General features: G+C 65.8%; 11 protein-coding genes and 1 pseudogene. 4 read left to right on the plus strand and 8 right to left on the minus strand.

Annotated features, from left to right (window positions below; all coding sequences use genetic code 11):
• Positions 1-422: 422 nt before the first annotated feature.
• Positions 423-1,094, plus strand: a complete 672-nt coding sequence (locus K2X24_RS08860; protein WP_292496903.1) for a hypothetical protein — start codon at positions 423-425, stop codon at positions 1,092-1,094.
• On the opposite strand, the gene K2X24_RS08865 is transcribed toward K2X24_RS08860, so the two are convergent.
• The 8 genes and pseudogenes from K2X24_RS08865 to K2X24_RS08890 all read right to left on the minus strand — a co-directional run bounded on the left by K2X24_RS08865 (position 1,061) and on the right by K2X24_RS08890 (position 6,188).
• A complete protein-coding gene (locus tag K2X24_RS08865; RefSeq protein WP_292496906.1) occupies positions 1,061-1,339 on the minus strand; it encodes a hypothetical protein in 279 nt (92 codons plus the stop codon). The genes K2X24_RS08860 and K2X24_RS08865 overlap by 34 nt on opposite strands.
• 12 nt (positions 1,340-1,351) lie before the next feature.
• Complete coding sequence (locus tag K2X24_RS24380; protein WP_366934466.1) at positions 1,352-1,516, minus strand: MerR family transcriptional regulator; 165 nt, start codon at positions 1,514-1,516, stop codon at positions 1,352-1,354.
• Positions 1,517-1,520: 4 nt separating this feature from the next.
• Complete coding sequence (locus tag K2X24_RS08870) at positions 1,521-1,727, minus strand: hypothetical protein (protein ID WP_292496907.1); 207 nt, start codon at positions 1,725-1,727, stop codon at positions 1,521-1,523.
• An 86-nt stretch (positions 1,728-1,813) separates the two neighbouring features.
• Positions 1,814-3,199 (minus strand): TadE/TadG family type IV pilus assembly protein, encoded by a 1,386-nt coding sequence (locus K2X24_RS08875; RefSeq protein WP_292496909.1) that lies wholly within the window; start codon positions 3,197-3,199, stop codon positions 1,814-1,816.
• Positions 3,200-3,696: 497 nt separating this feature from the next.
• Positions 3,697-3,996, minus strand: a complete 300-nt coding sequence (locus K2X24_RS24385) for a transposase (RefSeq protein ID WP_366934467.1) — start codon at positions 3,994-3,996, stop codon at positions 3,697-3,699.
• Positions 3,938-4,165 (minus strand): annotated as a pseudogene (locus K2X24_RS08880) (transposase); the annotation flags it as partial. The pseudogene K2X24_RS08880 and the gene K2X24_RS24385, both read right to left, overlap by 59 nt.
• A 119-nt stretch (positions 4,166-4,284) precedes the next feature.
• Positions 4,285-5,352, minus strand: a complete 1,068-nt coding sequence (locus K2X24_RS08885) for a spore photoproduct lyase family protein (RefSeq protein WP_292496911.1) — start codon at positions 5,350-5,352, stop codon at positions 4,285-4,287.
• A 35-nt stretch (positions 5,353-5,387) separates the two neighbouring features.
• Positions 5,388-6,188, minus strand: a complete 801-nt coding sequence (locus K2X24_RS08890) for an SHOCT domain-containing protein (RefSeq protein ID WP_292496914.1) — start codon at positions 6,186-6,188, stop codon at positions 5,388-5,390.
• Between the two features lie 239 nt (positions 6,189-6,427).
• On the opposite strand from K2X24_RS08890, the gene glgX reads away from it, so the two are divergent.
• From glgX to K2X24_RS08905, 3 genes are all read left to right on the plus strand, one after another.
• Positions 6,428-8,704, plus strand: coding sequence for a glycogen debranching protein GlgX (gene glgX / locus K2X24_RS08895; RefSeq protein ID WP_292496916.1), 2,277 nt, complete (start codon positions 6,428-6,430; stop codon positions 8,702-8,704).
• Between the two features lie 149 nt (positions 8,705-8,853).
• Positions 8,854-10,470: a histidine kinase famiy protein gene (locus K2X24_RS08900; RefSeq protein WP_292496918.1), complete on the plus strand. Its 1,617-nt coding sequence runs from the start codon at positions 8,854-8,856 to the stop codon at positions 10,468-10,470.
• Between the two features lie 32 nt (positions 10,471-10,502).
• Positions 10,503-10,826: a plasmid stabilization protein gene (locus K2X24_RS08905; protein WP_292496922.1), complete on the plus strand. Its 324-nt coding sequence runs from the start codon at positions 10,503-10,505 to the stop codon at positions 10,824-10,826.
• Positions 10,827-11,093 lie beyond the last annotated feature (267 nt).

Here is an 11,093-nt window from a genome sequence, read left to right on the forward strand (position 1 = left end):
GTGGTTGAAGGCGCACGCCTGGAAAGTGTGTATACCGGAAACGGTATCGCGGGTTCGAATCCCGCTCCCTCCGCCAGATATCTCTTTAACACATTGTTTTGATTAAATTTTTGAGCCGGCGCCCTAGCGGGCCCTAGTATCGGCCCCGATTCGGCTCTGCGGCCGATCTGCCCTAGGCTCTGATCGAAATATCGAGATCAGAAGCGAGAGTGGGTGACGATGAGTGAAGCGAAGGTGCGAGGCTACCGTGTGGCCCTCAGCGAAGAGCGGGTACAGCTTGTCTTGAAGCTGTCCGATAGCGATGCACTCCCGACAGACACCGATCTTCGAAGGCTTGCCGACCTACAGTCGGCGCTCGATGCCTTCCAAGCGGTCCTAGACGGGGATGCACCTGGCGACGCCTACCAGCACAGAAATCTGAAATGACATTTGATTTGTCATTCCTAACCCAACCTGCTGCAACCCTTGTTGCAGGCCTCGTTGGTGTCGCAGCAATAGCATATCAAACAAAACGTGGGTTCGCCAACCTCATTAAGTCGCAAGAGCATAAAGGTGCGCTAGATCGCGATGCACGTTTGCACATTCATGAACTAAACAGGATTCAGAGATTAGAAGAAAATGCCTTTAAAGCAAAGAAAATATCTGCCGCCCTTATAGGAGAACTGGATGGCCTGTACCCTAGGCACTATAGCTTATCGCAGTCGCTTGAAGCGGATGCCAATAGAACTAAAAGAGACAAAGAATCAAAAATAGGTTTTCGCACCCAAACCTTGGAGATTGGAAAAACGGAGACGCCGATTTTTGACAGCGTCATCAATGACCTTGGATATCTTCATCCAAGCATCGTCCGAGACGTTTGTTTCATATACGCCAAAAATTCCTTCCCTTTTAGATTTGCAGAAATGCAAACTCACGAAATTCACATCGAGACATGCGAGAATATCTCTCGGTATTATAGAGATTTGGCCCTCGAAGCAGCCGCCCTGTCTGCAAGATTGTCTGCGGTGAGTGACGGGGATGACGACCCCGGTCCTGTCATGATAAAATACGACATTGATAGCTACTTTGGCTCGAAGGGCAGAAACGAAGAATAACGCTGGCTATCAATTTTCTTAAACCAATGATGATGCAGGACTCGCCGGTCGGCACCCATTTCTGACGGTCGGATGCCCCAATCGTCGGTGTCCGGCACCATAGTGAGCGAGACCGAGCCCACATCGCGCGCGTCGCCGTCAAGGGCCACGCGGTGGCGCACGTAGCCCAAGAGCGCCAGCGAGAGGTCCGCGCCTTTACCGGTGATCGGCAGGCCTATGCGGCTCATGTCTGCGATGATGGCCACGTGGATAGCCTGCTAGATCGTGCACGCGCGATCCCGCCCGCGGCCGATTGGCGGCACCTTCAGCGCACCGCGATGGATCCAGCGCCGGATCGTGGCCGCATCCACGCCGGAGATGCGCGCGATCTCGGACAGGCCGAGGCGATCCTTCGCGATCGGGTGATGCCAGCTCCAATCCATCAGATCACCCGCTGACGCTGACGCGGTAGCCCGTCACGCGCTGGAAGCTCTTGCCGTCCTCGGTGGCGCTCCCGAGGTCTTCGCCGTTCTGCAGGATCGTGACGCGGTGCTGCGCGACCTTCACGTGACGGACGTTCTTCAGGGCATCGCGCACCGTCTCGGCGAGGGAATCGGCCGCGGTGTAGTTCGCCGCCGCGCAGAGGACCGTCACGTGGGACAGTCCCGAGCGCCAGAGCGTAAATTTCCCGTCCCCTCGCCTGACGCACCACCACGCGTGGGAGGTCGGTGCTCGTGCACTTACTGCGACAACTGCGTGTCCGCCGAACTCGGGCCCACGCCGGTGGGTACCGGGATGTCGGTGCTGCCGTAGCGGGCGTTCAGCATCAGGTTGGGGCCGTCGTAGAGGTTGATCATCCGCGCGACGATCACCGTGTAGGCTGACAGGTCTGCGATCGGCTTCTTGCTGTCGATGATCAGGCGCCCGACCGGCAGGTAGATCGTCCCCAGCAATGTACGAGCATTGTCGCTGATGATCCGGTACTCGCGTGCCGCGATGAAGCCGCCCGGTGCAGGCTTGGCCTTACCCTTTCCGCTGGCGGGCAGAAGCGACACAGGTGCTGGGGGAGCAAGGCGGTCCTCGAAGAGCAGCAGCCCGGCCATGATGCCGTCCTTCGGTGCAGTGAGGCTGATGATGCTCTGCTGGTCGAACAGCAACCCGCCGCGCACGCCGGTAAAGTAGAAACCGACGTTGGTGCCCGTGAAGCTGGCATCCTTGTCCACGACCAGGGGCCCGTTCTGCATGATGTAGACGCCGGGCCTCAGGGTCACCCGTGCCCCCTTGGTGATGTGCAGACCGCCGCAGTAGGTGCCCGGGCCAATGGTCACGTTCCCGCTGACGACGTTCACGCCGTAGACCGGATCGTCGATGCCAAAGACGTACTTCAAGGGGTCGACGAAGAAGCCGAGGTCAACGCAGGAGCCGGGCGTCGGACCTTGCCGGTCGATCAACGGATCACGCAGTGGAGGACAGCTGGTGGCGGGCGGAGGCGTGAAGTTGGCACCGGAGCCGGAGTATCCGCCTGCCGAGCAGGTGGAGATCGCCGAGGCGACAGCCAAGTTCTCGCCCTGGATACCGGCCGCGTTCCTAGAGTTCGAGTAGAGCGAGCAGTCGGTCGCTGTGATCCGCGCGGCACTCTCCAGATGGAACGCACCCATCGCAAGCGGATCGAGGGCGAGGAGACAGAGGCGCGTGGTGCCCGAGAGCTTGGCTGTCGAGCTCACGGCGACTTCGACGCTGGGCATGTTGAGGAGCTTGCCGAAGGAGAGCGGCACTGTCTCGGCGACCGTTACCTGCACCCCAGAGTGGTTCCCGATCACGGACGCGCTCACGCGCGGTGTCCCTCCAGCGCCGCTGCGCGCCTGCGCCAACGCCATCGCCTGTGCTGTACGGACCGCTGCCGCATCGTCGGCATTGGCGAGCTTGAATTGGTTGACCCCGGCGATGCTCGCGCTGTCGGCCGCGCGCTGAAGCTCGGCGCGGCGCTTCACCAGGCCGGTGTATTCCAGGGCAGCGGCGCTCATCCCGATGAGGACGGGCATTGCCAGGGCAAAGAGCACGAGCACACCGCCGCTCTCAGTGCGATGAAAACGTTTGACGAACCTGAGTGCTCCGAAGGCGTCCATGATGATGGGCTAGCCGGCCAACGGTTCTCAGTTCCTAAACTCGATTACCGGAAGTTCGCTGATGCGAGAGAAGGGTTAGCGCAAAGCTCGATTGGTTGTGCACAAAGCTACTTGTCTCGATAGCGGGACCATAGCCAATGGATAGGCCATCGCATCGGCCCAACCGGTACTTTCCGGCGCACCGACGGCAGGCGCCCCGGTTCAACGACCGGAACTCCCCCCACTCTAGCGCCGAGGCTGGCCCGAGGGCGGAAGCAAGCTTTGGTATCCCCTTGAGAACGATGTGAAGGTAATCTTATGCGACTGTATCTGCTTTGTATTAGGACAGGTTGATGCGGCGCGGCAAAGGAACTTGCCACCTGCGTCGCGGTCTGAGGACTACCACCTCCTCATCCGGCCCCACGCCACCCACCGGGTCGCTTGGTCCAGGCGTCGCGTCGTCGCGTTAGTCCTCACCCACGGCTATAGATGGAGTTCTTTTCGCAGTCGTGGCCAGGTTAGTCTACCATAGCCGCTAACGTGCTGTTGTAGAAGGATAAACACCTGTCCGAACACGGCGGCTTGTCTGGGCCGCACAGGCGTCCCAACCCGGGGGCGCTGGCGGTCGCTCTAGCGGCAGCCTCATCGGGAAAGATGCCCACGACCTCGGTCCGGCGCTCGATCTCGCCGTTCCGGCGATCGAGGGGGTTCGTGCTGGGATGCTTGACCCGATGAGCGGTCGGCAAGCTCATGTACGCCAGGGATCCGCAACCCCACCGTACCGGTCCGCGTCTGCCAGTCCCGGTGGCGATACCCATTACGCTGGACTCGACGCTCGGCACTCTTCTCACCGCGGGCCGCCCCGGTCAGGCCGCCCACTTCCAATTCCGTCAAACGCTCAACCGCAAAGCCGATCCTCCCGAGCAGCAAATCCGCATCGGCGCTCTTCTCCACGAGACCGCGCAGGGTCGTCATCTCGTCGTTCACGGGGGATCTCTCGGGTGCGGGGTTGGTCCTCACAACCCGACCCTACCCGGCAATCGCCGATGAACACCCGTCAGCTACATCGCCGGATGGGACACGGCCTGCGCCGTGCACCTCTGGCCTCAGAACGCGTAGCGCACCGTGCAGTACGGCATGCGCTCCGCGAGCAGGGTCTTGAACCGGGCGAGCCATTTGCCCTTCCAGCCGGTGCGATAACGCAGGTTCGCGCCGCCGCCCTCGGAGACCTTGGCCTCCTGGATGTCCGGGCGCCAGAGCAAGTCTTCGGCCTTGGGGTGCCAGCCGAGATTGACCGCGTGCAGGTCGGCATTGTGGGTGAGGAGGATGATCTCCGCCTTCAACTGGGCGCGGGCCGCAGGGCCGATCGCGCCGTCGACGGCATCGAAGAGGGCGCACCAGTCCGCTTCCCAGCCGGGGTAGAGGATCACAGGCGAGAAGTTGAGGTGGACCTCGTAGCCGGCGGCCACGAAGTCGTCGATCGCGGCGATGCGCTCGGGGATCGGCGCGGTGCGCACGTCGACGATGCGGGCGATGCGCTCCGGCATCAGCGAGAAGCGGATGCGGGTCTTGCCCTGCGGGTCGTAGGCCAGGAGATCGCGATTCACCGCCTTGGTGGCGAAGGATGCCTTGGCGTTGGGGATGTCCCGGAACAGCGCCACGAGGTCCCGCACGGTGTCGCTCACCATCGCGTCCACCGAGAGGTCGCCGTTCTCGCCGAGGTCGTAGACCCAGAGGGCGGGATCGATGGTGTCCGGCGTGCCGAGGGGGCCTTGGCGGCTGGCGTGCCGAACGATCGCGGCGGCGATCGCCTCGACGTTCACGAAGACCGAGATCGGGTTGGCGAATCCCTTGCGGCGCGGCACGTAGCAGTAGGCACAGGCCATGGCGCAGCCGTTGGAGGTCGAGGGGGCGATGAAGTGGGCGCTGCGCCCGTTCGGCCGCATCGCCAGTCCCTTCTTCACGCCGAGGACCAGGGTGGAGCGCTTGATGCGCACCCAATCTTCCACCGAGCCGGCATTGCCGTGCAGGCTCGGGATGTTCCAGTGCGAGGGCACCACGATGCGCTCGGCCTCCGGGAACCGATCGAGGATCTCCCGCCCGCGCGAAAAATCCGGCACCGCCGGCTCGTGGTAGATGGTGGTGACGTCGAGGAGATCGCGGGGCCGGGCCATGGTCCCGCCTCAGATCGGGCGCCGGAGCCCCGGGACTAGAGGCGGGCCAGCAACTCGGCCTTCTTCGACGCGAATTCCGTCTGATCGAGGATGCCCCGGCGGTGCAGGTCGGCCAGGCGCTCGATCGTCCCCAGGATGTCGTCCGCCCGGCCGGCGGGGGCTGCCGGGGGCGCGTGAGCCCCGGACTCCGACGGCAGGGACCCGAGCGGCGAGGCACCGCTCGACGAAGACCCGACCGACGAGGACCCACCCCGTGAAGGCTTGAACGGCGGAGCCTCGGATGCCGCGTCCGATGTCCCCTCGGAGACGGCTCCGCCCCCGTCGACACGCTTCAAGCTGGCGAGGTCGACCGCACCGTCGCGTCCGGAGAAGCGCAGGCTCGACGTCCCGCCCTGCTGCTGGGCGACGCCGCTGATGTCGTGGCCTTCGGTGTCGTAGAGCGCGACCCGGCCCTCCGTCTCCACGGCGAGGCGATGCCGGGCCGGGAAATAGGCGTACCGCATCCCGTTCTGCGAACCCGACGTGGCGGGCGGTCCCCATTCGGCCGGCCAGTTCGCCGAAGCCGGCCGGGGCTCGGCCCAACCCGTTGCCGGGAGGGAGGAGGCGAGGTCGGCGCAGAGCGCACTCACGCGGGTCTTCAGCCCAGAATTGAACATATCGCCGATCATCGTCATACCGCCGCTGGTCCACTGCCCGAATCCGCCGAGATCGGGGTGGTCGAACTGCGCCATGCGTCCCTGGCCGGCCTCCAGGGACCGGACGAGGTGGCGGACTGCGTCGAGACTGAATCCGTGACGCTCCGCGATGCTCTGCAAGGCGTTGGGATGCTCGGTCATGCAGGGGCTCCTCGTGGGGTTCGCCGCAGTGTGGCGGCAAGCATCAGTCATGCCGCATGCGCGCGCGCCAGGAAAGCCGGGAGGTCGAGGGCAAGCACGTCTCGGCACCGGGTTGCGCAGCGCAAAAAGTTTCCGGCCCGGCGGACCTTCCGCCGAAGCGTGAGCGTTGCCGTCGTGATTTTCAGGGCCTGGGCATCGCCGATGCCCAGGCTCGCGTCGAGAACGCTTCCGGAGCGCAAATGGCCGACACGACTTCTCCCGCCGATCGCGCGAGCCCGCAGAGCCGCAGCGCCCGCTCGCGCATCAAGGAGGGGTCCCCCTATCCCCTCGGCGCGAACTGGGACGGCCTCGGCGTCAACTTCGCGCTCTTCTCCGCCCACGCCACCAAGGTCGAGCTCTGCCTGTTCGACGACGACGGCGTGAACGAGATCGAGCGCATCGAACTGCCCGAGTACACGGACGAGATCTGGCACGGTTACCTGCCCGACGCGCGCCCCGGCACGATCTACGGCTACCGCGTGCACGGCCCCTACGAGCCCAAGGCCGGCCACCGCTTCAACCCCAACAAGCTGCTCATCGACCCCTACGCCAAAGGCCTCGTCGGCTCCATCACCTGGAACCCGGCCCTGTTCGGCTACAAGATGGAGACGGGCGACGACCTGAGCTTCGACGACCGCGATTCCGCCCCCTACACCCGGCGCTCGCGCGTCATCGATTCGGCGTTCACCTGGGGCCGGGACCGCAAGCCCCACGTGCCGTGGGAGAAGACGATCTTCTACGAGACCCACGTGAAGGGCTTCACGAAGCTGCACCCGGCCGTGCCGGAGAAGCTGCGCGGTACCTATGCGGGGCTCGGCACGCCCGCGGTGCTTGATTACATCAAGAGCCTCGGCGTTACCTCGGTGGAGCTCCTGCCGGTCCACGCCTTCGTGCAGGACGACTACCTGCAGGAGAAGGGCCTGGTGAACTACTGGGGCTACAACACCATCTCGTTCTTCACCCCCGCCCGGCGCTACGCGGCGGTGCCGGACTTCGCCTTCTCCGAGTTCAAGGAGATGGTGGCCCGCATGCACGGCGCCGGCCTCGAGGTGATCCTCGACGTGGTCTACAACCACACCGCCGAGGGCAACGAGAAGGGGCCGACCTTGTCCTACAAGGGCGTCGACAACGCCTCCTACTACCGGCTGATGCCCAAGGAGCCGCGCTACTACATCAACGACACCGGCACCGGGAACACCTTCAACCTGTCCCACCCGCGCGTGCTGCAGCTCGTGACCGACTCGTTGCGCTACTGGGCCACCGAGATGCGGGTGGACGGCTTCCGCTTCGACCTCGCCACCATCCTGGGCCGCGAGCCGCACGGCTTCGACGAGGGCGGCGGCTTCCTCGACACCTGCCGGCAGGACCCGGTGCTGAACGCCGTCAAGCTCATCGCCGAGCCCTGGGATTGCGGCCCGGGCGGCTACCAGGTCGGCGGGTTCCCCCCGGGCTGGGCCGAGTGGAACGACCGTTTTCGCGACGATGTGCGCGGCTACTGGCGCGGCGACGAGGGCAAGCTGCCGGATCTCGCCGCCCGCCTCACCGGCTCGGCCGACAAGTTCAACAAGCGCGGGCGCAAGCCCTGGGCCTCGGTGAACTTCCTCACCGCCCATGACGGCTTCACGCTGAACGACACGGTGTCGTACAACGAGAAGCACAACCTGGCCAACGGCGAGGACAACCGCGACGGCCACTCGCACAACCTCTCGAACAATTACGGCGCCGAGGGACCGACGGACGATCCGGAGATCCGCGCCATCCGCCTGCGCCAGATGCGCAACATGCTGGCGACCCTCTTCCTGTCCCGCGGCACCCCGATGCTGCTGGCGGGCGACGAATTCGCCCGCACCCAGAACGGCAACAACAACGCCTATTGCCAGGACAACGAGATCTCCTGGCTCGACTGGGAGGCGATCGGCCCGGAGGAGCGGGATCTGGCCGAGTTCACGCAGCGCCTGACCCTGCTGCGCGAGGCCCTGCCGATCCTCACCCGCGGGCGCTTCCTCACGGGGGCCTACGACGAGGAGTTCGGCGTCAAGGACGTGACCTGGCTGCGGCCCGACGGCGCCGAGATGTCGCCGGAGAACTGGACGCAGGGCGATGCGCGGGCCCTGGCCGTGCTCCTCGATGGACGCGCCCAGGCCTCGGGCATCCACCAGCGCGGCGGCGACGCCACCCTATTGCTGCTCTACAACGCCTACCACGACCTCGTGTCGTTCACGCTCCCGGAATCCGTGGGCGGCGTGGGCTGGACCCGGCTGCTCGATACGAACCTGCCCGACAGCCAGGACGTGGTCAGCAAGCCCATCGGCGCGACCTACGAGGTCACCGGCCGCTCGATGCTGATGTTCGTCCTGAAGCCAGAGGAGGTGGACGGGGTCGAGGCCACCGACATGGAGCGTTCCTACCAGCACGTCATGCAGGCCTTCGAGCGGGCCAACGTGAACAGCGTTCGCTTCGAGATGAAGCAGCGCTGACGCGCTTCGCCGCGCGCCGGCTCCGGCGCGCGGCGGGTCACGCAGGGTTGCGCGCGGGCCGCCGCTTTCGCGGGAAACCCGGACGACGCCGGGCGTTTGAAGATCAGCAAGGCCTAGGGGCGCAAGCCCGGAGATGTGATTGCGCGACGATGAACGAGACGCCGAACCGCCCGCCGGCGAGTGACAGCCGCGCCAAGGGCGCCGGCCAAGACGGCAGCGCTCCGGCCGACCCGGCGACGGCCTTCTTCTTCGCCTCGGTCGCGGCCTCCCGCATGCCGATGGTTGTGAGCGATCCGCGCCGGCCCGACAACCCGATCATCTTCACCAACGATGCCTTCCTGGCGATGACGGGCTACGGACGAGACGAGGTCCTCGACCGCAACTGCCGCTTCCTCCAGGGACCGGAGACGGACCGCACCGTCGTGCGCGACCTCGCCCGCGCCATCGCGGCCCGCGAGAACGTCGCCACCGAGATCGTCAACTACCGCAAGGACGGCACGCCGTTCTGGAACGCCCTCTTCGTCTCGCCGGTCTACGACGCGGACGGCACGCTGGTGTACTTCTTCGCCTCGCAGCTCGACGTCTCCCGCCGACGCGACGCCGAGGAGGCCCTCGGCCAGGCCCAGAAGATGGAGGCGCTGGGCCAACTCACCGGCGGCATCGCCCACGACTTCAACAACCTGCTCCAGGTCATCGTCGGCTACGTCGACATCCTGGGCGCCGGGCTCGCCGATCCCGATGCCGACCGCAACCGCCTGCGGCGCGCCACCGACAACATCCGCACGGCCGCCGAGCGCGCCACCACCCTGACGCAGCAATTGCTGGCCTTTGCCCGCAAACAGCGCCTCGAGGGGCGCTCGGTGAACCTCAACGCCCTGGTCCAGGGCATGGGCGACATGGCGGCCCGGACGCTGGGCGAGGCCATCACGATCGAGCGTGACCTCGCCCCGGACCTCTGGAACTGCCGGGTCGACCCGAACCAGGCGGAGGTCGCCCTCCTCAACGTCTTCATCAACGCCCGCGACGCCATGCCGGACGGGGGCCGCCTTCGAATCACCACGAAGAACCAGGTGTTCGGCGCGGAAGCGGTCGCCGGCCTCGCGCCGGGCCGCTACGTCACGGTCAGCGTCGCCGATTCCGGCAGCGGCATCCCCGCCCATGTGTTGACCCGCGTGATGGACCCGTTCTTCACGACCAAGGAGGAGGGCAAGGGCACGGGCCTCGGCCTCTCGATGGTCTACGGCTTCGCCAAGCAGTCGGGCGGCCTCGCGCGCATCGAATCGACACTCGGGGCAGGCACCGTGGTGCGGCTCTCCTTCCCGGCCACCGAACAGGACGAGGCGGACACCAAGACCGAGGGGCCGGCGGTGGCGGACGGAAAGGGCACCGAGACGATCCTGATCGTGGACGATCGCGAGGACGTGGCCGAGCTCGCCCGAACCATCCTGCGCGACTTCGGCTATACCACGCTGATGGCGGGGCACGGGCGCGAGGCCCTCGACATTCTCGAAGGCGGCGGCACGGTGGATCTGCTGTTCACCGACCTGATCATGCCCGGCGGCATGAACGGGATCGCGCTGGCCCGGGAGGCGCAAGCGCGGCGCCCGGGTCTGCGCGTCCTGCTCACCACGGGCTACGCCGAGGCCAGCCTGGAGCGAACCGATGCGGGTGGCTCGGCGTTCGATCTTCTGAACAAGCCTTATCGCCGGACGGACCTGATCCGGCGCGTCCGGGCGGTCCTCGACGGACCGGCCGTGACGGGTTGAGCCGGCGGCGGGCTGAACATCGGAGGTCTGAGATGGCCCAGGGCGACAAATCGAAATACACCGACAAGCAGCGCCGCAAGGCGGAGCACATCGCCGAATCCTACGAAGCGCGCGGCGTGCCCGAGCCGGAGGCAGAGGCGCGGGCCTGGGCCACCGTCAACAAGGACGACGGTGGCGGCAAGAAGCCGGGCGGCTCGGGACGGGGCAAGGCCAGCGACCACCCGGCAGCGCATCGCGGCGGCGCGATCGGCGGCAAGGCATCGGCCGCGCGCACGCCGGAGGAACGCTCGGCCTCCGCGCGCAAGGCAGCGGCCACCCGCAAGCGGAATGCGGAGGCTGCACGGCACGCACCCTGAGTGAGGTGTGCGACCTGTTCGGATGGGGCACGCCCCAGCCCGTGTTACCGGAGACACGCTTTTCGATCGGTCTGATCGGTGTTCGCGACAGCGCCGTCATCCCGGGGGCTGCGAGGCAGAACCCGGGATTCGGAGCCGCCGACAGGGCTCCACCTTGCCACCGGGGTAGGTCTGGATTCCGGGTTCGCCGGCGGCGCCCCGGAATGACACAGGTGAACGCCAAGGCCGAGGGGCCTTCGCAGGCCCTTCGCAGATGCAAGGATACGA

Origin of the sequence: Methylobacterium sp., assembly GCF_019750675.1 — a bacterium.
GTDB lineage: Bacteria > Pseudomonadota > Alphaproteobacteria > Rhizobiales > Beijerinckiaceae > Methylobacterium.

Bases quoted from the DNA above. Each gene is read 5' to 3' on its own strand.
- glgX (WP_292496916.1), top strand. From the start codon at position 6,428: ATGGCCGACACGACTTCTCCCGCCGATCGCGCGAGCCCGCAGAGCCGC.
- K2X24_RS08905 (WP_292496922.1), top strand. From the start codon at position 10,503: ATGGCCCAGGGCGACAAATCGAAATACACCGACAAGCAGCGCCGCAAG.
- K2X24_RS08860 (WP_292496903.1), top strand. From the start codon at position 423: ATGACATTTGATTTGTCATTCCTAACCCAACCTGCTGCAACCCTTGTT.
- K2X24_RS24385 (WP_366934467.1), bottom strand. From the start codon at position 3,996: ATGGGTATCGCCACCGGGACTGGCAGACGCGGACCGGTACGGTGGGGT.
- K2X24_RS08890 (WP_292496914.1), bottom strand. From the start codon at position 6,188: ATGACCGAGCATCCCAACGCCTTGCAGAGCATCGCGGAGCGTCACGGA.
- K2X24_RS08900 (WP_292496918.1), top strand. From the start codon at position 8,854: ATGAACGAGACGCCGAACCGCCCGCCGGCGAGTGACAGCCGCGCCAAG.
- K2X24_RS24380 (WP_366934466.1), bottom strand. From the start codon at position 1,516: ATGGATTGGAGCTGGCATCACCCGATCGCGAAGGATCGCCTCGGCCTG.
- K2X24_RS08885 (WP_292496911.1), bottom strand. From the start codon at position 5,352: ATGGCCCGGCCCCGCGATCTCCTCGACGTCACCACCATCTACCACGAG.
- K2X24_RS08875 (WP_292496909.1), bottom strand. From the start codon at position 3,199: ATGGACGCCTTCGGAGCACTCAGGTTCGTCAAACGTTTTCATCGCACT.